The sequence below is a fragment of the Mycobacterium sp. E3298 genome, assembly GCF_001666895.1.
Classification (GTDB): Bacteria; Actinomycetota; Actinomycetes; order Mycobacteriales; family Mycobacteriaceae; genus Mycobacterium.
The window spans coordinates 1-23,786 of the sequence record NZ_LZJB01000122.1 but is presented as its reverse complement, the minus strand read 5'-3'; the positions used below and the strand labels follow the sequence as shown (position 1 = coordinate 23,786).

General features: G+C 65.6%; 26 protein-coding genes. 4 read left to right on the top strand and 22 right to left on the bottom strand.

Annotated features, from left to right (window positions below):
• Positions 1-48: 48 nt before the first annotated feature.
• Positions 49-858, bottom strand: coding sequence for an enoyl-CoA hydratase (locus tag A9X05_RS05615; protein ID WP_067779841.1), 810 nt, complete (start codon positions 856-858; stop codon positions 49-51).
• Between the two features lie 56 nt (positions 859-914).
• Complete coding sequence (gene trxA / locus A9X05_RS05610; RefSeq protein ID WP_055404991.1) at positions 915-1,268, bottom strand: thioredoxin; 354 nt, start codon at positions 1,266-1,268, stop codon at positions 915-917.
• A gap of 206 nt (positions 1,269-1,474) precedes the next feature.
• On the opposite strand from trxA, the gene A9X05_RS05605 reads away from it, so the two are divergent.
• Both A9X05_RS05605 and A9X05_RS05595 read left to right on the top strand, forming a co-directional pair.
• Entirely contained in the window at positions 1,475-3,304 is a 1,830-nt protein-coding gene (locus A9X05_RS05605) for an acyl-CoA dehydrogenase (RefSeq protein ID WP_067779838.1), read from the top strand.
• A 123-nt stretch (positions 3,305-3,427) separates the two neighbouring features.
• Complete coding sequence (locus tag A9X05_RS05595) at positions 3,428-4,153, top strand: DUF5666 domain-containing protein (RefSeq protein ID WP_231978258.1); 726 nt, start codon at positions 3,428-3,430, stop codon at positions 4,151-4,153.
• Between the two features lie 82 nt (positions 4,154-4,235).
• On the opposite strand, the gene A9X05_RS05590 is transcribed toward A9X05_RS05595, so the two are convergent.
• The 20 genes from A9X05_RS05590 to A9X05_RS05500 form a co-directional block, all read right to left on the bottom strand.
• A complete protein-coding gene (locus A9X05_RS05590; RefSeq protein WP_067779835.1) occupies positions 4,236-4,646 on the bottom strand; it encodes a cupin in 411 nt (136 codons plus the stop codon).
• Between the two features lie 3 nt (positions 4,647-4,649).
• On the bottom strand, positions 4,650-5,408 hold the full coding sequence (locus A9X05_RS05585) for an SDR family oxidoreductase (protein ID WP_067275546.1): 759 nt from the start codon (positions 5,406-5,408) through the stop codon (positions 4,650-4,652).
• A gap of 242 nt (positions 5,409-5,650) precedes the next feature.
• Positions 5,651-5,959, bottom strand: coding sequence for a hypothetical protein (locus A9X05_RS05580; protein ID WP_067779848.1), 309 nt, complete (start codon positions 5,957-5,959; stop codon positions 5,651-5,653).
• A gap of 70 nt (positions 5,960-6,029) precedes the next feature.
• Positions 6,030-6,560, bottom strand: coding sequence for a cupin domain-containing protein (locus A9X05_RS05575; protein WP_231965196.1), 531 nt, complete (start codon positions 6,558-6,560; stop codon positions 6,030-6,032).
• A gap of 27 nt (positions 6,561-6,587) precedes the next feature.
• A complete protein-coding gene (locus A9X05_RS05570) occupies positions 6,588-7,355 on the bottom strand; it encodes an SDR family NAD(P)-dependent oxidoreductase (RefSeq protein ID WP_067309149.1) in 768 nt (255 codons plus the stop codon).
• 292 nt (positions 7,356-7,647) lie between these two features.
• Entirely contained in the window at positions 7,648-8,565 is a 918-nt protein-coding gene (locus A9X05_RS05565) for an LLM class F420-dependent oxidoreductase (RefSeq protein WP_067779833.1), read from the bottom strand.
• Positions 8,566-8,627: 62 nt separating this feature from the next.
• Complete coding sequence (locus tag A9X05_RS05560) at positions 8,628-9,008, bottom strand: nuclear transport factor 2 family protein (protein ID WP_067275559.1); 381 nt, start codon at positions 9,006-9,008, stop codon at positions 8,628-8,630.
• 186 nt (positions 9,009-9,194) lie between these two features.
• Positions 9,195-10,664, bottom strand: a complete 1,470-nt coding sequence (locus A9X05_RS05555) for an MFS transporter (RefSeq protein ID WP_156736496.1) — start codon at positions 10,662-10,664, stop codon at positions 9,195-9,197.
• A 70-nt stretch (positions 10,665-10,734) separates the two neighbouring features.
• Entirely contained in the window at positions 10,735-10,938 is a 204-nt protein-coding gene (locus A9X05_RS05550) for a hypothetical protein (RefSeq protein ID WP_067779830.1), read from the bottom strand.
• A 66-nt stretch (positions 10,939-11,004) separates the two neighbouring features.
• Complete coding sequence (locus A9X05_RS05545) at positions 11,005-11,670, bottom strand: nitroreductase family protein (protein WP_067309135.1); 666 nt, start codon at positions 11,668-11,670, stop codon at positions 11,005-11,007.
• On the bottom strand, positions 11,667-12,053 hold the full coding sequence (locus A9X05_RS05540; RefSeq protein WP_067309132.1) for a Rid family hydrolase: 387 nt from the start codon (positions 12,051-12,053) through the stop codon (positions 11,667-11,669). The genes A9X05_RS05545 and A9X05_RS05540 overlap by 4 nt, the downstream gene beginning before the upstream one ends.
• A 32-nt stretch (positions 12,054-12,085) precedes the next feature.
• Complete coding sequence (locus A9X05_RS05535) at positions 12,086-13,027, bottom strand: NADP-dependent oxidoreductase (RefSeq protein WP_231978262.1); 942 nt, start codon at positions 13,025-13,027, stop codon at positions 12,086-12,088.
• A gap of 76 nt (positions 13,028-13,103) precedes the next feature.
• Entirely contained in the window at positions 13,104-14,582 is a 1,479-nt protein-coding gene (locus A9X05_RS05530) for an NAD(P)/FAD-dependent oxidoreductase (RefSeq protein WP_067275567.1), read from the bottom strand.
• Positions 14,572-15,087 carry a hypothetical protein gene (locus tag A9X05_RS31950; RefSeq protein ID WP_231978260.1) on the bottom strand — a complete coding sequence of 172 codons (516 nt, stop codon included), beginning with the start codon at positions 15,085-15,087 and terminating at the stop codon, positions 14,572-14,574. Before A9X05_RS31950 ends, A9X05_RS05530 begins: the two co-directional genes overlap by 11 nt.
• A gap of 56 nt (positions 15,088-15,143) precedes the next feature.
• The gene (locus A9X05_RS05520) at positions 15,144-15,575 is read right to left on the bottom strand and encodes a cupin domain-containing protein (RefSeq protein WP_067779827.1); all 432 of its coding nucleotides are present in this window, start codon (positions 15,573-15,575) and stop codon (positions 15,144-15,146) included.
• The gene (locus A9X05_RS29425) at positions 15,566-15,871 is read right to left on the bottom strand and encodes a hypothetical protein (protein ID WP_231978256.1); all 306 of its coding nucleotides are present in this window, start codon (positions 15,869-15,871) and stop codon (positions 15,566-15,568) included. Before A9X05_RS29425 ends, A9X05_RS05520 begins: the two co-directional genes overlap by 10 nt.
• Before the next feature lie 255 nt (positions 15,872-16,126).
• Complete coding sequence (locus A9X05_RS05515) at positions 16,127-16,342, bottom strand: hypothetical protein (protein WP_156736494.1); 216 nt, start codon at positions 16,340-16,342, stop codon at positions 16,127-16,129.
• Entirely contained in the window at positions 16,339-16,830 is a 492-nt protein-coding gene (locus A9X05_RS05510) for a phosphoenolpyruvate carboxylase (protein WP_067779821.1), read from the bottom strand. Before A9X05_RS05510 ends, A9X05_RS05515 begins: the two co-directional genes overlap by 4 nt.
• A gap of 352 nt (positions 16,831-17,182) precedes the next feature.
• On the bottom strand, positions 17,183-17,494 hold the full coding sequence (usfY, locus tag A9X05_RS05505; RefSeq protein WP_067275576.1) for a protein UsfY: 312 nt from the start codon (positions 17,492-17,494) through the stop codon (positions 17,183-17,185).
• A 112-nt stretch (positions 17,495-17,606) separates the two neighbouring features.
• On the bottom strand, positions 17,607-17,870 hold the full coding sequence (locus A9X05_RS05500) for a hypothetical protein (protein WP_368664917.1): 264 nt from the start codon (positions 17,868-17,870) through the stop codon (positions 17,607-17,609).
• Positions 17,871-18,444: 574 nt separating this feature from the next.
• On the opposite strand from A9X05_RS05500, the gene A9X05_RS05495 reads away from it, so the two are divergent.
• Positions 18,445-21,243 (top strand): LuxR family transcriptional regulator, encoded by a 2,799-nt coding sequence (locus A9X05_RS05495; RefSeq protein WP_067779815.1) that lies wholly within the window; start codon positions 18,445-18,447, stop codon positions 21,241-21,243.
• A 91-nt stretch (positions 21,244-21,334) separates the two neighbouring features.
• On the top strand, positions 21,335-23,786 hold a 2,452-nt coding region (locus A9X05_RS05490; protein ID WP_067779813.1), incomplete at its 3' end, for an AAA family ATPase.

Genomic DNA, 23,786 nt, shown 5'->3' with positions numbered 1-23,786 from the left:
CTCGAGGTCCGTGGCCGTGATCACATCTTCTCCCTTTTTGCTCCGCCGCTATTTGTCGTCGGTGAACACCGGCGGCCTCTTCTCCGCGCGCGCGGCAACCGCTTCTTCGAAGTTGGCGGTGAGCAGACGAACGAACAGTTGACCCAAGCCTTCGGCTTGCATGTGCCCCTCCAGGCTACCGGCGTCCAGTCCACTCCACAGTGTGCGCTTGGTCAACTCGATTCCCGGCCGCGAGAACGCCGCGATGCGCGCGGCGATGGCGTAACAGGTGTCCAGCAGCTGCTCGTCGGGCACCTGGCACGACACCAGGCCGATGCGCTCGGCCTCCTCGGCGGTGACGTCGCGGCCGGTCAGCATGATTTCGAACGCCCGCGACGCGCCGATGGCCCGGGGCAGCAGATAGGAAAGGCCCAGCTCGCTAGCGGTCAGGCCGTTGTTGATGCCGGCCGCGCGGAAGTACGCGCCGGTCGAGGCGACCCGGATGTCGGCGGCCAGCGCCAGGCACAGCCCACCGCCGATCGCCGCGCCGTTGACCGCGGCGATCACCGGCTGGTGCAGGCGCCGCAGCCCCAGGATGACCTCGTCGAGGACCTCCATGGAGCGCAGCGCGTAGGTCGGGCGGGTCAGCCCCTCGACGTGCGGCACCGAGCCCGCGGACTTGTGGTCGGCGCCCGAGGAGAAGCCCCGGCCCGCCCCGGTCAGCACGACCACGCGCACCGAATTGTCGTAGGTGACCTTCTCCAGGGCCTCCTTGAGTGGCACCATGACGTCGAACGCCATGGAGTTCATCCGCTCGGGCCGATTGAGGGTTATCAGCGCGACACCGGGTCGCGGGTGCTCTACCAGTACCAAACTCACCCAAGCAACCTAGCGCGTTGCCAGGGGCCGCCCCGCGCGCGCCGCGGCGGCCGGCCTTATTCGGCCTGGCCGGCCTGGGCCGCGTCGACGTCGAAGGCCCGGATTTGCTGCACCAGGTCCTCAAGGGCCGCCGGCGGTAGCACCCCGGCCTGGTTGAACAGCAGTTTGCCCTTCTTGAACGCCATCAGCGTGGGGATGGAGCGGATCTGGGCGGCCGCGGCCAGCTGTTGTTCGGCCTCGGTGTCGACCTTGGCGTGCACGATGTCGGGGTGCTTCTCGGCGGACGCCTGGAAAGTGGGCCCGAACTGGCGGCATGGACCACACCAGGACGCCCAGAAATCGACGAGCACGATGTCGTTGCCCTCGATGGTTTCGTTGAACTTCTCAGCGGTGAGATCGAGTGTTGTCACGTTTGCTGTAACGCGGGGGCTCGACGTGGTGTTCCCGGGCGGGGAAGCCGGCGGCGATCGCCCGGGCGCGCGGACGCTTTTTCCCCGCCGCAACCGTCGCGTAACCCGCGGGCGGCCGGTCGTAGGTTACGGTTGCGTACGTTTTCCCACGTCGGAGACACTGAGCGGACGATCCGCCGCGTCAAGGGACCAGTGAGGGAATCGCGTTGGGCCACTACATCGCTAACGTCCGTGATCTCGAGTTCAACTTGTTCGAAGTGCTCGACGTGGGCGCCGTGCTGGGGACCGGACGCTACGGCGACCTCGACGCGGAAACAGTGCGGACGATCCTCGACGAGGCCGCCCGCCTGGCCGAAGGCCCGGTGGCCGAGTCCTTCGCCTTCGCCGACCGCAACCCGCCGGTCTTCGACCCGGCCACCCACACCATCAGCGTGGCGCCCGAACTGGCCAAAACGGTGCAGGCGATCAAGGAGGCCGGCTGGTGGCGGCTGATGCTGGACGAGGAGATCGGGGGCATGGCCGCGCCGCCGCCGCTGGCGTGGGGCGTCAACGAAATGATCATCTGCGCCAACCCGTCCGCGAACTTCTTCAGCCTCGGCCCGTTGATGGCCCAGGCACTGTTCGTCGAGGGCAACGAAGAGCAGCGGCGCTGGGCGGCCGAGGGTGTGGAGCGCGGCTGGGCGGCCACCATGGTCCTCACCGAACCCGACGCGGGCTCCGACGTCGGGGCCGGCCGCGCCAAGGCCATCGCGCAGCCGGACGGCACCTGGCACATCGAGGGCGTCAAGCGATTCATCTCGGGCGGCGACGTGGGCAACACCGCCGACAACATCTTCCACCTGGTGCTCGCCCGCCCGGAGGGCGCCGGGCCGGGCACCAAGGGACTGAGCCTGTTCTACGTGCCCGAGTACCTTTTCGACCCCGAAACGTTCGAACTCGGCCCGCGCAACGGCGTTTTCGTCACCGGGCTGGAGCACAAGATGGGGATCAAGTCCTCCCCCACGTGTGAATTGACTTTCGGCGCAACGGATCTGCCCGCGGTCGGCTACCTGGTCGGGGACGTGCACAACGGGATCGCGCAGATGTTCACCGTGATCGAGCACGCGCGCATGACGATCGGTGTGAAGGCCGCCGGCACCCTGTCCACGGGCTACCTGAACGCGCTGGCGTTCGCCAAGGAACGGGTGCAGGGCGCGGACCTGACGCAGATGTCGGACAAGACCGCGCCGCGGGTGACCATCATGCACCACCCCGACGTGCGTCGCAGCCTGATGACGCAGAAGGCCTACGCCGAGGGTTTGCGGGCCCTGTACATGTACGCCGCCGCGCACCAGGATGATTCTGTCGCCCAACATGTTTCGGGCGCGGACCACCAGATGGCACACCGCGTGGACGACCTGCTCCTGCCGATCGTCAAGGGCGTGAGCTCGGAACGCGCCTATGAGATCCTGACCGAGTCGCTGCAGACGCTGGGCGGTTCGGGCTTCCTGCAGGACTACCCGCTCGAGCAGTACATCCGCGACTCCAAGATCGATTCGCTCTACGAGGGCACGACGGCCATCCAGGCGCTGGACTTCTTCTTCCGCAAGATCGTTCGCGACCGCGGCGAGGCCCTGCAGTTCGTCACGGCCCAGATCAGCGCGACGATCGATGCGTGCGACGACGAGCAGCTCAAACCGCAGGCCGAGTTGCTGCAGACGGCGCTCGACGAGGTCATGTCGATGACGGGCGCGTTGACCGGGTACCTGATGTCCGCCGCGCAACATCCCACCGAGATCTACAAAGTCGGGCTCGGATCGGTGCGGTACCTGCTCGCGGTCGGCGACCTGCTCATCGGCTGGCGACTGCTGGTGCAGGCCGGGATCGCGCACGCCGCGCTGGCGGGCGCGGACGGGAACGACGCCGCGTTTTATCGGGGCAAGGTGGCGACGTCGGCCTTTTTCGCCAAGAACATGCTGCCTAAGCTCACGTCGCTGCGCAAAGTCATCGAGTCCATCGACGGCGAAATCATGCGCATCCCCGAGCAAGCGTTCTGACCGCGGCGCGGATTACGCACAGGTTAGCCACAGCTCCAACTGGTAATACCCATTCCGTTGGGTCCCACCACGATTGGAGATACGTTGATGTCTGCCAGCTGTCCAGCGCCTCGGCTCACCCGTTTGGCGGCTGTCGCTGCCGCCGCGCTGTCGGTCGCCGCGTGCAGTTCGTCCAACCAATCTAGCCCGCCGACCTCGACGTCGACGTCCACCTCGGTGGTGACCTCCACGACCACATCGCCGGCCCCGGCGACCGGCGAGGCGCGGGTCAGCGGTCTGATCGCGTCGGTGGCGGGCAACTCCATTCAGGTCACGAAGGAGGACAACTCGACCGCTGCGGTGAACTTCACCTCCACCACCAAGGTCACCGAAACCGTCCCGGCCGCGCTGACCGATGTCACCGCGGGCAGCTGCGTCACCGTGCGGCCCACCCAGGAAGCTCAGCCCGGGCAGCCGGTCACCGCGGCGGCGGTGAAGATCAGCCCCTCCGTCAACGGCGCGTGCCCGGCCAAGCCGGCGGGGCAGGGTTCGGCCCCGAGCTCGACCACCCCGCCGCCCCCGGGCTCGCCGGCGCCGGCCCCGAAGCCCGGCCCGGTCCGTGGCTCGGTGGCCTCCGTGTCGGGCAACACCATCAACGTCGGCGGCACCGACCCCAGCGGCAACACCACGCAGACCGCGGTGACGGTCGACGACAAGACCAAGTACAGCAAGCAGACGACCGCCACCACCGACGCGATCACACAGGGCAAGTGCCTATGGGCGCGCGGGACGATGGACAACGGCACGCTGCAGGCGACCAGCATCAACGTGCGGCAGGCCACCGACGGCAGGTGCGGCAAGCCCAAGTAGGTCCGGCCCAGGCCGGCTGAGCTAACCGCTCCTACCAGGCGGGCGCGGTGGCGGCACCGGGCCCGCCTGGGCCTGCGACCAATCAGCCCGTCACACGCAGGTGTTTTCGCGCCGTGAGCTCGCCGTCGGTCACCCATTCGCGCATCGGTTTCCCGGGCGCGCACAGCAGGGTGAGGACATAGCTACAAGGAATATCGGTGCGGTTGTTGGCGTCCCGATAGTGGATCACGCCGCCGCCGCGCCCCCAAAAAGCCTCTCCAGCACGGAGCACGCGTGGCGCTTCACCCTCGAGCTCGAACAACATCTCACCGCCGATCATGTAACCGAATCCGGGGCCCCCGGGAAGGCGGTGCGGCGGGTACCCAGAGGCGCCCGGCGGATGGGTGATGAGAACGGTCACGACATGGGCATCGTCGGGAATGGACGGTAATCGCACTTCCTGAAGCACCTGGACGGTTGACTCGGGTGCGGACTCGGACGTTTCCAACGACATTCGTCATCCCGTCCTGGCGGGGCGTGCTTCGATCCAGTCGGAGTATCGAGTCGTGAAGATCGTCGCGTTCTCGTCGGGCGCGAGGCTGTGATCGTCGATCACCGCACCGAAATACGGAGCCTGGGGATCGGTCACGACCCGGCGTCGATCGCCGTTGGCGGCGAGGCCCGCGCGAACGAAGTCGTCCATGCCCATTGCTTCGGGTCCCGCGATCTCCACGACGCCGTTGATGGGAGGTCCGATCGCCGCGCGAGCCACGGCGGTGGCGACATCGTCGGCGGCGATGGGGCGGAACGATGCGGGTGGCAATCTCACAATCTCCCCGTCTGTCGCGGAATCGGCCAAGCCAATCGCGAACTCGTAGAACGGCGTCGCGCGCACAATCGAGTACGGCCGGCCCGAATCCTTGATCAGCTCCTCCTGAGCCGCTTTGGCGGTGTTGTAGCCGCTGTCCGGCATGCTCTGCGATCCGACGACGGACAACGCGACATGGTGTTTGACTCCCGCTTCCCGCTCGGCAGAAAGAAGGTTCTTGGTCGCGGTCGTGAAGAAGTGCATCACAGGCTCGTCGTCGAAAATTGGTGAATCAGCAACGTCGACAAGGACATCCGCGCCGGTGACGGCGACTGCTAGGCCTTCGCCGGTGAGCGAGTCGACACCGGATCGGCGTGAAGCGGCGATCACGTCATGTCCCTGGGCGCCAAGCTTGGCCACCACTTTCGAGCCAATGAGGCCACGCCCGCCGATGACTACGATCTTCATGATGAACCTTTCAGCGTTGTAGTCTGGCCGGTGATCGAGCCCCGCCGGGACGATCGGAGACGCTTGCCGGCATCGGGGACGTGGGTCCTGCGATCGACGTTCCACCGGATGACGTTCGTTCGCCGAGGCGCCCTGCAAGCAGACCGGCCATCCGTCTCGGTCCATTCAGCCTGTGGCCGAACGGGGTGATCTGTCATCACCCCGGCCACCTCTTCACCCGGGTGAGGACCCCGTGTGCCCGGTCACTCAGCGTCCGCATCGAACTCTTCGCGCGCCACCGTGTAGAACGACATGCCGTCGTTTGGGCTGCCACTGATCTGACCGTGGTGCCGCCCGGCGCGCAGCGGAAGGCCGTCCGGGTAGCCAAGTTCCGGCTCCTCAGCGGCCAGACGCTCGTCCAGCGTGAGGTGCTCGTCGGCAGAGATCCAGCGCAACGGCGCATCGACCACGATGTCGCCATCGTCATTGCGTACTTCGTCGGAGTCCAACGACTCGCTGGGCCCTAATGTGCCATCGGGCCGGGTGTCGTCGTAGTCACCGTCGCTGATCATATTCCTCGCCTCCACGCGGGTCTCAGCCCGAGCGCGCCCTACGCACGCGATTTGCGAACCCGCCGCGTCCTCAAAGAGGTTCACCTGGGAATTTCAAGTCGAAGCGTTTGCAGAGTTCGGCGACGCTGTCGACATCCATCTCGAGTTCGTAGCGCGCACAGAGCTCATCCAGGACTTCGGGCGATATCGTCGCGATACCGCCGAGATCAGCAAGCTCGTCGAAAAACTGCTCGAATCCCGCGGGGGAAATGATCTCGAGGATGCGGGCAGGCTCGTCGCCCGCGTTCCAGAACGTATGCCATTGGCCTCGCGGCTTGAAGATGAAGTCGCCGGGTCCGCCGTAGAGCACCTCATCGCCGAGCAAGGCGCCCACGCGCCCCTCGATGATCCAGCTGTATTCATCTTCGTTGTGGTGGCGATGAAGGGGTGCGGCCAGCGCCCGGGGTGACATGGGATGCTCGAGGACGGAGAAGCGACCGTCAGCCCCAAATCTATCCAGGATGTGGCGCACACCTACGGTCCCATTGAAGACGGACTTGCCTTCGGTGCGCCCGACAGACTTGGCCGGCGGCCCGCCGGGCCTGAAGATGTTTATTGTCACTGCAATCTCTCCTTTGAGGCTTTCTGTCTAATTGCGGCCGGCCATGACGCCGCCATCGACATTGAGAATCGCGCCGGTGACCCAGCTGGCCTGATCCGACAGCAGATATGTCACGGCATTGGCCACGTCGGCTGGTGTGCCGACTCGCCCCAAAGGGTGAAAGGGCGCGAAAGTGTCTAGCGTCGAATCGATCTCGTCCTTGGGTACCCAGCGCTCGAGTGCCGGGGTTTTGACGGCGGCCGGTGCCACGGCGTTCACCCGAATCTTGTGCCCGGCAAGCTCGATGGCCAGGTTATGGGTCAGCGCATGGAGGCCGGCTTTTTGCATGGAGTGCCCGCACGACGGGGTCACACCGATCGCCTGATGCGCCCACATGCTGCCGATGTTGACAATGGCCCCGCCCTCACCGCGGGCGATCATGCCCGCGACAACGGTCTGGGTCAGGAAGAACAGGGCGTAATTGAGGTCCATGTACGAGTCGTAGTCCTGCGCTTCGTACTCGAGAAACGGCTTGGGGATGAAGAATCCGGCCGCGTTGACCAACAGTGTCGCCTGGCCGTGCTCCTCAGAAAGCATCCGCTGCACATCGGCGACCGCGTCGCGATCCGTCAGCTCGGCGGAGATACCCCAAGCATGGCCACGCCGGCTCAGCTCGGCGACGGTTTCGTCGACGCGGTTCTTCGACAGACCCACGATCACCGCGCTCCCGCCATGATCGACGATGTCGATCGCAACCTGCCGACCCATGCCGGCACTGCCGCCGATGACAACAACCTTCTTGCCCTCAAAATGCATGTGCGCCTTCCTGGTTCTCGTTGCGGCTGTGCTGGACCGCTTCGTGGTGACGTCGGCTGTAACGCGTTCCACCGGACTGGTCGTACCGAGACTGCTGTCGAGCGAGGTGAGCTGTCATCACCCCCACCACCTGTTCACCCGGGTGAGACTGCGCGACGCTAAGGGCGAATCATGCTTTGGAAAGCTCCGGCTGGCTGAAACTTTCTGTGCACGAGTTTGTTTCGTTTCCCGGCCTGGGTTGATCATTGCGGCTCCGGAGACACTCGCCAGAGATTTCGCCGCCGCTGGTCGGTCACAACGAGGCCGCGACAGCCCATAGCTCTTCGGCCACCGGAGCGTCCGCCCAGCCCAGTCCGCTCAGCACCACATCGGTCGCACCCGCATCCAGATAACTCCGAAGCTGACGCCTGAGTGTTTTCGCTGAACCCACCACTGCGAGGTCTGCCGCATCGCGAACACCTTCGCGGGCGATCACCTTCCGATAAGACGGAATGGTCTCGTAGAAGCTTAATTGGTGGGCCGCGAAATTCCTTGCTGAATTGACGTTGTCGGACACCAGTGTTGGCACCTGCGCGATGATCCTGGGTTTCGGCCGTCCAGCGGCGGCGGCTGACTTCGCGATGGCCGGTTCGATGAACTCTGCGATTGTCCGCGGACCGGCGAGATATGTCAGAGTGCCGTCGGCCAGCTCGCCGGCGACCCGCAACGCCTTCGGGCCCATCGCTGCCACATACACCGGAATGGGCGTGCCCCCGGCGACCCGCACCGGCCATCCAGGATGCGCGCTGATCTCGTTGCCGCTGAAGTCCACCGCGCCGGTGTCGAAGATGGACTTCAGCACCGTCAGGTGCTCACGAAGGCGTGTGATCGTGTTGGGCCACGACGTCCGGAAGGCCTGTCGCTCCGGCTCGTGCGCACCCAACCCGAGACCAAGACTAAAGGCGCCGTGCGATGCGGCCTGCGCCGTCTGCGCCAGCGACGCGACGATCAGTGGATGACGCGGGTTGATCGGCACCACCGCCGTACCGACCCCGAGCCCCGGTACGGCCGCACCCACCAACGCGGCGAGGGCAATCGCATCAAGATCGAATTGCTGGCCCAGCCAGACCTGCCGGACGCCGAGCGAACGCGCACGGCCGGCCTGCGCCACCACGTCATCGACGACGTTGATTGCTTGAGGATTGGGGAACAACACGATTCCGGTCGGCATGGTGGATCCAATCGCAGGCTGAACTGACCTCTTCGATCTGTTCGGATCGATCCCGGGTGGTGTTAAGCGCCCGGGGCGATCGCGCAGGCCGCGACACAGACCCAGGTGCCATCACGCTTTTGATATGTGTCCGTGTACAGAGCTTCCTGCTCCGCGCCATCGGCGAGCATGGTGTAGGTGGCGCGCGCGTGGATCAGAGCGACGTCACTGAGGATGCGGATGTTGACGTCGTGGACAGCGAGATCCTTGAAGGGACGCGGCTCAGCGATGTATTCGAGGAACTCTTCGCGGTTTCGGGTTACGCCCGGCGTCTGCACGATGAAGTCTTCAGCAAGGAATTCGCGGAAGCGCCGGACGTCGTTGAACTGGTCGGAGTGGACGTAGTCGTTGTTGAGCTGCGCGAGGATCGCCAAATCTTCGGCCGGTTGCTCGGCATGGTGCATCTTCTGTTCCCTCTCCGTGCGGTGTCAGCTCGACGGCGGCGTCGTCGAGACGGGCTTGGTCCCAAATTGCATCCTTGGAGCGCCTTGAGGAGCTGTCATCACCCGAAACGTGCATTCACCCGGGTGAACAGACCTGCCATCAAGACGAATTCGCGCCCAGACGTCTGGCGACCGAGCGGTGCACGGTTAGCGCGGAGACGATGGATCGGTTGCGGCCGAAGCGCTGCTGGCCAGGGCCGGTTGCACACCGGGCCGGTCGCGGCACAGTGCGGCAATCGCGCCCGGCACGGGCTGGCATCCGTCGGGCGGATTGGTGATCAACACGGCTGCGCACAACGCGCCGATGGTGAATAGCGCTGCGCTCACCTGAAACACGTGGGCGAATCCGGTGGCGCTCGCCGCGCCAACGCTGATCAGCCCCATGGACCCAATCGACATCAGCGCGCCCAGCCGCGAGACGGCGTTGTTGATCGCCGACGCCAGACCGCTGTGCTCTGACGGCACCGATGCCAGCGTCAGCGATGTCAGTGGCGTGACAGTCGCAACCAGCCCGATGGCCAGCACGGTTATTCCCGGAATTACGTCGGTGATCGCATGGAAATCATGGGCTTTCGGACGGATCAGCAGCAGCCCGATGCCCGCCAAGGCGGGCCCGCCGATCAGGAATATGCGCGGGCCCACCCGTGCGGCAATCCGGCCGACATGGCGGGCGAACACCAACGACAGCGCCGGAATCGGCAGGGTGGTCAATCCGGCCGCGGTTGCTGAGTAGCCGCCGATTTCTTGGGTGTAGAGGGCGATGGCCAGCGAAGCCAGCGTCAACCCGGCATAGATGAATGCGGTGACGAGATTGGCGGCGCCGAAATTACGAAAGGTGAACAGCGGCAACGGAACCATCGGATTCCTGCTGCGGCGCTGCCAGCTTACGAAGGCTGCCAGCGCGGCCACCCCAATCACCAGCGGCGCGATGGCCCGCGGTTCGGTCCAGCCGTCGTGTTGCGATCCGATCAACGCATACACGGTCCCGGCCAGCCCGACCGCCGATAGGCCCACCCCCGCGACATCGACGCGTGCGCCTGCGACCCGTCGAGACATCGGGCACAGCCAGAATGTCAGCGCAAACCCGGCCGCGATGGGGATCGCCGACAACACGAAAATCCAGCGCCAGCCAAGCAAATCGACGCATAATCCACCCAGCAGGGGGCCCAACGCGAAGGCGGTTCCGGTCCACCCGGTCCAGACACCGATCGCAGCGGACTGGTGCGCCTTATCGAACACCGTATTGATCAGCGCCAGTGAGCCCGGCACGAGGAACGCCGCACCCAGGCCCTGGACGACGCGCCCGGCGATAAGCATCCCCGGTGAATTGGCAACCGCCGCCAGAACCGAGCCCGCCCCGAAAGTCATCAGCCCAAACCGCATTACCGGAACGCGTCCGAACAGATCCGAGATGGACCCGGCGGGAAGAATCACGGTCGCCATCGCCAGCAGGTAGCCGTCGATGACCCATTGCTGCAGCGCTAGGCCGCCGCCGAGGTCACGCTCGGTGGCGGGCAACGCCAGGTTGATGACGGTGGAGTCGAGGAACGCGACCATTGACACCATCACCGCGACCACCATCGCGCGGCTGGTCGGCGCCGCGTCGCGCAAGCTCACCGCCGGGGCCGTCCCGCGGGTGACGATGGCGGTGCGCCAGATCCCTTGCTTGCGAGGGTCATCGGCGGTTTCAGAGCGCCTTTCTCAGACTCTTCAGCTGCGCCAACGCATCGATGTCGCTCCTGGTGATCCCCTTGTGCCGGTTGGTTTGCGCGAGAAGTTCGTTGACGGGAATGGTCGCCTCGACCTCGATGTCGCCGACGTCACCGGAATCGACGGATCGCTTGGAGCTTCGGGGGTTGCCGGGGCTTCGACCGCCGCAGTCGCCTTCCATATTGTCCTCCTTGGAATTTCGCTTCCGAACGGGCGGTAGTCCCGCGGCTTGGTTCCGGTGCTGTGCTCACCACCGGTCGAAATGCAGCACATCGTCGAGCGGTATCCGTTTGGCGCGCCGGAATGTGGTGCCGGTGTAGTACGCGGTGGGAACAGTCGTCGCGTGGTAGACGTTGTCGGGTAGTCCGAGAATCGCCCGCATGTCGCCGTCGGCCATGATGGTCACCCCGGTCCACGTCGTTCCCAAGCCCCGGGACCGCGCGGCGAGCATGTAGCTCCACGTGGCGGGCATGATCGAACTCCAATACTGGTTGGCGTTTTCGGCCGTCAGCACGCCGTCACCGTCGATGACCTCGACGCACGGGATCATCAAAACAGGGACCTCGCCGATGTGCTCGGCGAGATACGCCGCGCTGTCGGACACCTTGCGCTGCTCGCGGTTGCGCACGGGGTCGTCCTTGAATCGATCGGCGACCGCGAAAGGCGAAGCGACGATCAGCTCCCATGTGCGCCGATACACGTCGGCGATCGCGCGTCGCTGTCTTTCGTCGGTGACGACGATGAAACTCCAGTTCTGCACGTTGGCCGACGTCGGTGCCTGCACCGCGATCTCCAGGCATTCCCGGATCAGCCCGATGGGCACGGGTTTGGTCAGATCGAGGCGTCTGCGCACCGAGCGGGTCGTGGTCAGCAACTCGTCGATCGACAACTCGACGACGGGGTAATCGGTCATGCCGGCAGGATGGCGGTGACTTCGACTTCCACGCGGATGTTGGGCCACACCAGCCCGTCGATGATGCTGAACATGGCGGCGGGTTGATGGCGGATGATCTCCTTGCTCACCGCCAGGTAGGCGGACGCATACGCACGGCTGGTGACCCATTGGCGCATGTAGACGATGTCGGTGAGCTTGGCGCCGGCCTTGCCGAGCGCGTTTTCCACATTGATCCAGCACTGCCGGGCCTCGTCGGTGAAGTCCTCGGGCAGTGTGCCGTCTTCACGCACCCCTGGTGTTCCGGAAACGAAGATCTGTGTCCCGCCGGATACCGCGATGGCGTCGGCGTAGTGTCCGATGTGTGCCGCCACTCCGGTGAGGATCGGGGTAATAGTTGTCATCTCGAGACTCCTTGTTGCTGTGCGATTTTCGGTTAGCTTCCGGGGTTGTCTGTCGTGAGGACGACTCCGCTGGGCTCGTGGCCCGCCACAACATGCGCCAAGGCGGCGGCGGCCTGATCCAGGCCGCAAGACCGCGGGGTGGGCATGGTCAACCTGCCCGACGCGAGAAGCGCGGTGAGGCGGTCGAGTTGGGGCCCATCCGAGCGGACGTAAACCGCCGTCACGTCGATCCCGCGGGTCGATGCGGGTAGGTCGGGGGTGATGGTCGCCAGCCGGCCGCCGCCGGCAAGCGCGGTCATCGCCGCAGCAGCACCGCCGGGGGCGGCGTTGGCGACGGCGTCGATCGAGTCCTTCGCCAACGCCTTCGCGTGCTGTGGCCACAGCGGATCGCGATAATCGAGCACTTCGCGGGCGCCATGCCGTCGGACTCGGTCGGCGCTGCTCGGGCCGGCGGTGGCGAGCACGTCGACCCCGCGCATGGCCGCCAGTTGGACGATGAGGCCGCCGGTGATTCCGCCCGCGCCATGAACGAGCAACGTTTCTCCGCGGTGCAGGCCCAATGCCTCGCCGACCACCTGGTCGGCGGTCAACGCCGGCACCGGAAAGATCGCTGCGGTCCCCCACGGAATCTCGCGCGGTTTGCGGGCGAGCGAGCCCACCGGCGCGATCAGAAGCGGCGCCCAAGTGCCTTGATCGCGCAGCGGCACGGGGTGACACAGCACTGCATCGCCCACGCTGAATCCGTTCTGGCGATTGTCACCGACGGCCTCGATGACGCCGGCGGCCTCGACGCCGAGCGCCAGCGGGGGAGGCCTGCCGACGTCCCAACCGCCGTAGCGAACGATGTTGTCCCAGTTCCCAACCCCGGCTCCACGAGTTGCGATCAGAACCTCGTCGGACGCCAAAGGTCGCGGGTCGGCCACTTCGAACGTCTCCACATTGCCGCCGGGGGTGCGGACCCCCGCTACCAGCATGGTCACGGTCAGACGACCGGCCAGTTGTAGGTCATCGTGGTTCCTCTCGAACACCGAGATCGACGGGTTGATGCGCCTAAGCGGTTTTCTGCGCTTTCTGCGCCGCGGTGCTCAGCAACGCCGAAAGTTCCGACTCTTCCGCGAGTAGCGGATCCCAAACCTGATTGACCGTCGGATGCGGCGCGACCGCATGGCGCAGGAGAGTGACCGGGATTTTCGCGACGACGGCAAGCGTGGCCGCTTGAACCAGTTCGGAGAATTGTGGGCCGACAAATGTCGCTCCGAGCAGTGTGTTGGTCTCGTCGTTGATGACCAGTTTCGCCCAGCCTTGAAAGCCATCACGGTATAAGGCGAGGAATGACACGGCGCCGGGGTAGCGGGCCGTTCGCGTCCGTACCGCGAACCCTTCTGCCCGGGCTTGACCTTCGGTGCGGCCCACCCAGGCGACCTGAGGGTCAGTGTGGATAACCTGCGCCAGGCTGCCGGCATCACGGGCGGCCAATTCGTTGTCGGCCAGCTCCCGTCCCGCGGCCCGCGCGACGATGATTTCGGCCACGAGACGTCCGTGGTAGGTGGAGATGTGAGACAACCGCGCACGCCCAGTGGTATCTCCGAGAGCGTATAGCCAGTCGCCCGTGACACCGACCGCCTGGAGATGGTCGTTGACGCAAACGCCTTCGCCGCCCGTCAGGCCGATGGTTTCCAGTCCGATGCCGTCGGTGTTGTTGCGTCGTCCGGCGGCCAGGACGACCTCGTCTATCTCGATGGTGCGGCCGTTGAAAGTCGCGGTGACGGGTCCGCCCGCCACGGGTCGGGCCACCGCCGACAACTGTGTCTCCAAATGAATGTTGACGCCACTGCTGCGCAGTGACTGCGCGACCAGATCGCGAGCTTCGGGTTCGCAGTTGCACAGCAGCGTGTCCTCGCGCACCACAAGCGTTACCGATGACCCCAACCCGCTCAGGATGGTCGCGAACTCGACGGCGACGGGGCCGCCACCCACCACCAGAGCGCGTGGTGGCACCCGTGTCATGGTCGTCAACTCCCGATTGGTCCACGCACGCACTTGCGCCAGACCAGGTATCCCCGGCACGTAGGGACGCGTGCCAGTGGCCAGCACGACCGCGTGGCGTGCAGTCAAGACGACTTCGGTGGTATCTCCGAGGGCGTAGGCCACGCGCACCGTTCGTTCGCCGCTCAACCGGCCGAACCCGTGAAACACTGCTACACCAGCTTGCTGCAATGATGCCGTCCGCTCTTGGTCCGAGAGGTGCTCGATGAGTTCGTCTCGTTTCGCGAAGACGGCCGTAAGATCTAATTTCGTTCCCGAGAAAGCTTCTCGCACACCAGGAACCGACTTCGCGAGGTTGAACACCTCGATTGGGCGAAGTAGGGTTTTGCTCGGGTTGCAGCCCCAGTAATGACACTCGCCGCCGACGAGGCGATCCTCGACGAGGGCTACCGAAAGGCCAACCGAAGCCAGCTTCCGCACGGCGGCCACACCGCCCACCCCGCCGCCTATGACGATCACGTCAAATTGCTTACTAGCCTTCATCTCGCCTCATTTCCGAAGATGGGTACGTCCGGTCGCGTTTCGCTGATTCGCCCGTCTGACGGAGGTGGTTCGCGTCGGGGCACGCACTCCCAAACCGGCTCAACGTGCCGAGGACCGCGTAAGCCGCTGCGGCGCTGGCCGCGGAGAAGACACTGTAGCTAAGCGGCGCTTCCACGCCGAGCGATGCAGCCATCGCGATGCCAAATATGGTGAGTACCAAAGAAGTCGCTGCACCGACAAGCTTCGGTCGCCACCCGGTCAGGAGCAAGAGTCCCAGCGTCGCCTCGGTTACGGTGGCAGCCCACACAATGACGGTCAGTAAACGACCAGAAGCAAACGGAACAAGTTGGTGGGTGTAGTCGGCGAAGGGGCCCATGCTCCCCCAGCTACCCTGCCCGAACGGCTTCCACCAACCGAATCGATCGGCTACGGCCGACAGGAAGGCCGTTGCCAGCGAAAAGCGTAGCGCGATTCGGACAATGCGAATCGGATCATGTATGGGCATGATTGGCCAAGAGCGGATCATTCCAAACGGTTTCATGGCGGTTCGCCCCGGCAAGCTCATTCTGCGTTGTCGTCGGTCGTGAGCGGTCCGTCTCCGGTGTCTAACAGGAAAACTGCTAGCAATTCGGCGGGTTCGGTGGCACTGGCGTTTTCACTGATGGTGTGGTGCGCGCCGGGAGCTTCACGCCACGTCTCACCGGCGTGATAGACGCGAGCAGGCTCGCCCTCGACTTGGCTGCGGATCGCCCCGGAGATGACGTAGGCCATGATGAACGCCGATTTCGCGTGGTGGTGCGCTCCGCTTTTGGCTCCGGGCGGGTAGCTGACGGTCACTGCTTGCAGTGATTTGCCCGGGACATTGGTAGGTTGGTTGAAAACTGTTCGGACAACCGGTTTTTGATCCAAGTTCTCCGGATTCGGCTCGGCCTGGGCCCCGGGTGCGAGCGTCGTCGCGATTGTCAGCGCGGCAAGTGCTGCTTTCAGAAACATCTTGGCTGCCTCCCTTTTTCGTCTTCCGCTACACGCAAGATCGTGTTGCCAGTGACGCGCTTGCCGGTACGGGTTTTGGTTGTCGGGGAAGCCCCGGGCTCGGGCTGTACGCTGACGAGCTCAAGGCCGAGATCACGGACCCGGTCGAGAAGCCCGTAAAGCTGTGATTGGTCGCGGATTTCACCTGTGAACATGCTTTCGTGCACACCGGACTGGAGGCGCATCCCTTCTAAAGCGGACCCGAGGCGCTCCGTCAGGCGGCCTCGAATGCAGATCCGATACATCGTCGACTGCACTTAGCCTCCGCTCGTCAGCTCCTGACTAAGGCTTCACTGACGGGGGGTGAGTCGTCATCACCCGGCGGGCCGATTCACCCGGGTGAGCGCGGAGACGCCATGGCCGGCGTCTGTGAACGGCTGCCAACGGCCGGACCTGAAGCACGGGCCGGAGCCGATTCCTGGCGCGCCCGGCACTCAGCGAATCTGGTCGTGCACGTTGTTGTGTGTGCCCCGGCATGACGGGCCATGCCTGTCGGCGCCACTCCTGAGCCGCTAGCCACGGTGCAGCCAGCCGGCCGTGCGTCCTCGCGCCACCGCTCGGCGGCGCCGGCTGTCGGCGAGGGCGATCAACCTCGCCATGGCCACGGCTCCCGCGCAGCCCGCGGCGGTGACACCGAAATCGATTGGCTGACCGTCGATCAACGTGAGAACGGCGTAGTCACCGGAGACCACAGCAACGAACAGGAAAGCGTTGCGTAGGCGATTCACAACGCCAGCCACTCCGCCCCGATCGGACGCACAGCGAGGATGCTGCGCAGGTATCCAGTGGGACGTCCGCAGGTCGCACACACCGGGCTGGCGCCTCGTCGGGAAGCCATCTCTCGTTTGTCGTCCACGTAGGTCGCCATCGCCCATCGGACCATCTCCAAGCAGACCTCACACAGCACCTCAACGAGGTCGCCGTCCGTGTTTAGCCCCGCTTGGTCACATCCGTCGACAGCATGTATCTCGGCGACCGCTACGGCGGGCGCGCCGCATGTTTCGCCGCTCGACAGCCCCTGGGCAGTACAAATGGGCCGCAACGTGTTCAGCTGCTGCTCGATTCCGAGGGCGGCGTCCACCGCGTCATCTCCGTTCCGGTGCGCCCACCGTCGGGCAAGGGCGGCGGCGTCCCAGATTCGTTGCAGCAGCCGCGATGACCGGCCGGTACCCGGGCCGTATTCGGCAGGTGATCGTTGGGATGGGCGGCGCTTCATCTGGTCTTCTCCAATTCGTGGCTATGGAGTTCCGCGCGATCACGCAGCAGCGCGTCCCGTCATCGCGACCCGCTGCTCGCTGATGCGGCCCTTGGGGTCGGCATTTGGCCGATTCCACGTACGTCCGCTCGCGATCTGTCATGCGAGCATTTATCGACCCGGGACGAGTGGTCATCACCCGGTCGGCTCATTCACCCGGGCGATTTGATGAGTGCTGCTCATGTCACGAGCACACGCGAACTTCTTGACCCAAGACAGGGACGAGCTATTTGTGTTGTTGCGCAACATGACACAATGACGGCGGATAGGACGCCCTGCCCGTCAATGTCGCCGGGATGCTCGCAAGTGGTGATCAGCGTATGGGCGGAGGTCTACGACTCCCTGTGTGCGCAGCGTCCCACCGCGCATCGATGCGCGTGACGCGACGAAGCTCTATGGTGAGCCACAGCGTCGCGGCGACGGTGGCGAGAACGGCAACGAGCACCGAGGTGCAGAGCCATTCGTAGCGCCCATAGGCGGCTTCTGCTGCCGAGCTGATCAGCCCGCACGTGGCCACGGCCAGCAGAACCAAACCCGGCCAGAAGAAGTTGTCCTTCACGGCGATACCCGCGTGGGGTTGCGTGGTGCGGCAGTGATCCGTCGGATCATCATGCGTGTCTCCCATTAGCACTCCCCTTCGTCGTCTCGCCGGTGACCAACAATCCATCCATGGCGGACCCGCACGAAATGCCCGACGTCTATGCGACCCGGGGCGTGCGACCGCTTCGATGCGCGATTCAGGTCGACCCTGCCCCGGCCCGGTTGCGCAGCTCGGGCAGCGCAATCGCCCCAATGGTTGTCACGAGCCACACCACCACCGTCGTCGCCAGCCAGGATGGCGCGCCATCGATGGTGAGCCCGTGCGTCAATTGCGAAGCGAGGGTCAACGCGACGACCGTCAATGCCAAGCCCGCGCCTCCAAGCAGCAATGACGCGTACTCGCGTGACATCTGCATGATCGAAAAGGACAGGCTTGCTTGCATTATGGTGAACGCCAGCACTCCGACGACATATCCCGGTATCGAGACCACGACTCCGGGAACAATCCACGCCGCAACCAGTAGTCCGATCCCCCACGATGTCAGGAGCACGCTGGCGAACCGCAGGATTTGCCTCATGCCGAGGTGTAGGTCGCCGACCCGGGTCCGCCGCCCAATCCGATGTTGTTGCCGGCTGACTCAGCGCACATCGCTTAGTCCTTTCCCGAATCACCTACTGCTGGGGCGTGCTGCGTGTCTGGCATTCGCCCGGCCATTGGGGCGTAGGTCCTGCCGGAGTCAAGCTTGGGCGCCCTGCGGGTGAGCTGTCTTCACCCCGCGGCGTCAATCACCCGGGTGAGGAAATGACTAGGCTCCCCGAACGCGCACGCTGGGCAAATCGCCATTCGCGGTGCGGATTCGCGTGGGTGTCGGCGTCGCTGAGCGCCCAGCATCGAGGGTGGGCACGTACGGCCCGATCGGTGTCCTGGCTACTCGCATACACTAACTACCAGCGCTAGCGGTTGCGAGAATCTGTGGACGACACGACTGAGAGGCCTACAGCCCGCCTACTGCACGTCGGGGGGCGCCGGTTCGCGTGAGCATCGCAAGGCCATCGAGGAAGCTCCGCATACCGCCGATTCGGGGGCGGGCGGACGAGCTGAAGGAGATCGCCGAGCTGATCGCCGCGGTCACTCAGGGGCGCGGCGGCGTACTGGTGATCGAGGGGCCGCCGGGCATCGGGAAGAGCCGATTGTTGACCGAGGTTTTGGCGCTGGCCGACAAGGCCGGTGTTCGGGCGCTGTTCGGCGAGGCTTTCGAGTACCAGCAGGCGGTGCCATTCTTCTCACTGTTCATGGCGACCCTGCGTGCGGATCCTCCTGTCGGTGATGCGGAGGCGTTGCGCCGCCTGGGAACGTCGGCCGATCTCAGCTACTGGGTGGTGCGCGACCTGCAGGCCGCCATATACGCCGCCGCATCCCGAAAACCGTTGGCGATCGTTCTCGAGGACGTGCACTGGGCCGATAACGCGACCTTGCTGGCGTTGCGGTCGCTGGCCGCTACGCGGCCCGATGCCGCGGTGCTGTGGGTGCTTACCGCCCGGACCGGCGCCGGCGGGCCGGCGGTGCAAGAAACGCTGTCAGTGCTGCAACGCGCGAATGCCACATTTCTGCGATTGGGGGCCATGGCGCCGGACTCGGTCGCCGAAATGGTCTGCGACGCGGTGCGGGCGCCGGCGGATGAGTCCCTATTGAATCTGGCTGCCAAGGCGCACGGAAATCCGTTCCTGGTCAGCGAGCTTGTGCAGGGCCTGGCCGAGGAAGATCGGCTGGACGCAAGCGGCGGGCGAGTAATGGCCACCGGAAATGCGCTGCCGCGACGGCTGGGCGTGGGTATGCAGCAGCGACTCGACTTGCTCTCGGACAGTGCTTCGGAGGTGGTGCGGGTCGCCGGAGTGCTGCCGGACCGGTTTTCGGCAGGCTTGCTGGCCGCGATGCTGGGCCGTCAGCCGGTCTCATTGCTCTCGGCGCTGGAGGAGGCGGTCCGCGCGGATCTATTCGTCGAAGACGGTGAGCAGCTGAGGTTTCGGCACGACTTGTTGCGCGAGGCCACTCGCCAGTCATTGCCGCAGTCGCTGCGGCGGGCGATGGAACGCCAGTCGGCGTCGGTCATGCTGAGTATCGGTGCGGCCCCAATCGAGGTGGCCACCCAGCTGGCACGATGCGCCGAACCCGGAGATCGGGAGGCGATCGAGGCATTACGGCAAGCCGCGCAATCGGTTGGCCGCAGCGACGCGAGCGCGGCCGCGGACTTGACCAAGCGCGCGCTGGAGCTGTTGCCGGCCGAAGACGCTGAGCGTGGATCCCTGGTCGCGGAAACGGTGGAGTGGCTCAACCGGGCCGGCCGCCACGGCGAGGCCGAAGAAATGGCCGTCGTGGCGCTCTCGGAGGCGGTCTCGCCCGAAGTTGAGGCCGAGATCCGCCTCCGGCTCCCGGCGCACACCAAACACAGCACCCAACGGCGGGCGGAGGAAAATCGCAGAGCGCTCGAGTTGGGCGACATCAGCGAGCCCACCCGTACACGGCATTTGGCGTGGCTGGCCTACAACCTTGTGTTGCAGGACAAGAGAGGGCAACAGCGCGCCGCAGCCGACGAGGCTGCCGCCGCCGCGACGGCCACCGGTGATCTCGAGGCCACAATCATGGCCGAGGTCACCCTCGCTTTGCTCGACATTGGCGAGGGGCACAGGGTCCGCGCTCTAGGCCGCCTCGAACAGCTTCATTCGCTCGGCTACACGAATGATGCGGCCTTGGCGCATCACTATGCGGCGATGTACTACGCCATCCTGCTGGCAGTGTTCGGGCGGTTGGACGACGCGGCGGGCCGGATTGCCGACGGCATTGGGCAGGCCCGCCGCGAAGGCAACGCGATGGTCCTCAATATGTGGACTGTCATTGGTGCGATCGTTCACCTCGCTGCGGGCCGGCTGTCGGCCGCTCGCGATGCGGCTGAGTCCCTGCCGCCCCCACAGCCGACGGGCGTGAGCGAGCCGGACCTGCTCCGCATCGTGGTGATGGCCTCGGTGGGTGTGCACACGGATGACCGAAACGTGTTGCAGCAGATGGCCAATGACGCACAAAAAGCTTACTCCACCGGCTCACCTGCGATCCGTCGAGGAGCGGCGTATGTGCTCGCGCTGGCGGCCTGGCAGCGCGACGACGTCCATGAAGCGGTGCGCTGGCTCGGTGGCGACATCGCCCTGCTCGGAACACCACTACAGGTCTATGCCTTCGATCGGCTGATCTTGAGTGCGCGGGTGGCCTCGGCCGCCGGTGACGCCGGCTTGCGCGCACGGGTCCTGCAGGCCACCGAGGTGCTGGAGTGCGAGCAGCCCGCGGTCCCGCTGTTTTCAGGGGTTGCCGGATATGCCCGCGGCATACTCGGGCGTGACGCCACAGCATTGGTGGCTGCCGCGGAGTTGCTTCACTCGTCGGCGCGGCCGCTTCTCTACGCCGGCGCTGCCGAGGATGCCGGCGCCGAGCTGATTCGCGCAGAGCGCGACCTTGAGGCCATCGACCACCTGAACGCGGCTTTCGACACTTACGTCGCGTGCGAAGCGGTTGCCGATGCCCGCCGGGTCGGCCGGATGTTGCGCCGACTAGGGGTGGAGCGCCGCATCGTCACGCACCCGAGGGCGGCAACGGGCTGGGACAGCCTCACCGATTCCGAACTCAGGGTCATCAACCTCATCGCACAGGGCGCGACCAACCGCTCAGTCGCGCAGCAATTGCATCTCTCCCCGCACACCGTGAAGACACACGTGCACAATGCCTTTGCCAAGCTCGGGATCACTTCCCGAGCCCAACTGAGCCAGCGCATCCGCAGCGCCGATTGATCGACAGCAAATCTCGTTGATGCCGTGCACGGCCTACAATGACGTGCACTGCAATGGCAGTCCGGTAATCAAACGCTAGACAGGACACCCGATGGGGCCTCCAGCCGGCCTATCCGACACCGGCGGCCAACGCCTGGTCACACCTCCGATTCGAGGACGGGCGGACGAGCTGAAAAAGATCGGCGCACTGGTTACCGCGGTGGCGCAGGGCCGCGGCGGCGTGCTGGTCATCGAAGGGCCACCCGGCATCGGAAAGAGTCGGTTGCTGACCGAGGTGTTAGTGCTGGCCGAGAAGTGCGGCGTGCGCGCGCTGTTCGGGGAGGCGTTCGAATACCAGCAAACGGTGCCGTTTTTCTCGCTGTTCATGGCCACCCTCAACGCCGATCCCCCGGTCGGAGACGCAGAGGCGTTGCGCCAGCTAGGTGGCTCGGCCGATCTGCGGTATTGGGTGGTGCACGATTTGGCCGACGCGATTCATGCCGCGGCCGCTCGCACCCCGCTGGCGATTCTGTTGGAGGACATCCACTGGGCCGACAACGGGACGCTGTTGGCGCTCCGGTCGCTCGCCACCGCGCGGCCGGATGCGGCGGTGTTGTGGATATTGACTGCCCGCACCGGGGCGGGCGGCTTTGCGGTGCAAGAGACGTTGTCGGTGCTGCAACGCGCGGATGCCACATTTCTGCGAGTGGGGGCCATGACACCTGATGCGGTCGCCGACATGGTCCGAGACGCAGTGCGTGCGGAAGCCGATGTGTCACTGCTGAATCTGGCCGCCAAGGCGCATGGGAACCCGTTCTTGGTCAGCGAGCTTGTCGGCGGCCTGGATGAGGAGAACCGACTGAACGTCAGGGGCGGCCGGGCGGTGGCCACCGGGCACGGGCTGCCTCGCCGTCTGGGAGTCGGCATGCAGCAGCGACTGGATCTGCTCTCCGGTAGTGCGTCGGAGGTGGTGCGGGTGGCGGCGGTCCTGCCGGACCGGTTCTCGGCCGAGCTCTTGGCAGCGATGCTAGACCGGCCACCGACATCGTTGCTCTCGGCGCTGGAGGAGGCGGTGCGCTCGGATTTATTGGTCGAAGACGGTGAGCGCCTCAGGTTTCGGCACGACCTGCTGCGCGAGGCCACCCGGCAGTCGTTGCCGCAGTCCTTGCGGCGCGCGATGGAGCGTCAGTCGGCATCGGCCATGCTTGGCCTGGGGGCCGCCCCGGCCGAGGTGGCTACCCAGCTGGCGCGCAGCGCCGAGCCGGGAGACCGAGAGGCGATTGACGCACTGCGCCAGGCCGCGCAAGCGGTTGGCCGCGGCGATGCCAGCGCGGCCGCGGACTTGAGCAAGCGCGCACTGCAACTACTGCCCGCCGGCGACACCGAATATGGATCGCTGGTCGCGGAAACGGTGGGATGGCTCAACCGGGCCAGCCGCTACGGCGAGGCCGAAGAATTGGCCGACTCGGCGCTCGCGGAGGCGGCATCGCCGGAAGTAGAGGCCGAGATCCGTCTTCGGCTCCCGGTGCACACCAAGCACACCGACCAGCGGCGGGTGGAAGAGAATCGACGAGCGCTTGAGTTGAGCGGCATCAGCGAGGTCACCCGGGTCCGGCACCTGGCCTGGCTGGCGTACAACCTGATATTCGACGAAGGCGGCCAACGGCGCGCGGCCGCCGACGAGGCGGCCGCAGCCGCGAAAGTCACCGGTGATATCGAGGCCACGATCATGGCCGGCCTCACCCACGCTTTGCTCGATGCTGGTGAGGGGTACGCGTCCCGCGCGCTACGCCGTTTCGAAGAGCTCCGCCCGCTTGCTTACACGAATGAAACAGCGTTGGCGCATGCGTATGCCGGAATGTACAACGCAAACCTCCTGGCAGTCGTCGGCCGGTTGGACGACGCGACGGCCCGCATCGCCGACGGAACAGAGCAAGCCCGCCGGGAAGGCAACGCGATGGCTCTCGCCATGTGGGCCGTCTTTAGCGGGCTTGTCCACCTCGCCGCGGGCCGGCTGTCAGCCGCTCGCGATGCGACGGAGCGCCTTCCGCCGCCCCAGCCGACGGGGGCAACCGAGCACGACGTACTTCGCATGGTGATCCTCGCCGAGGTGGCGGCACACACCGATGACCGAAACTTGCTGCAGCAGATGGTAAATGACGCCCGTGCCGCCCACTCCACGGGCTCCGCCGGCATACGTCGAGGGTCGGCGTATGTGCTCGCGCGCGCGGCGTGGCAGCGGGACGATGTTCATGACGCAATGCGCTGGCTCGGCGACGTCATCCTGCTGGCGACGCCGTTTTTTCCCCATGCGTTGGTCCGGTTGATCCTGGGTGCGAAGGTGGCCTCGGCCGCCGGTGACGCCGGCTTGCGCGCGCGGGTTCTGCAGGCCACCGAAGTGCTGGAACGTGAACGGCCCGCGCTGCCGCTGTTCGCGGCGGTGTCCGCCTATGCCCGTGGCATCCTCGAACACGATGCCCAAACCTTGGTGGCCGTTGCGGAGTCGCTTCGCGGGTTTCCGCGGCCGCTGCTGTACGCCAGTGCTGCCGAGGACGCCGGCGGCG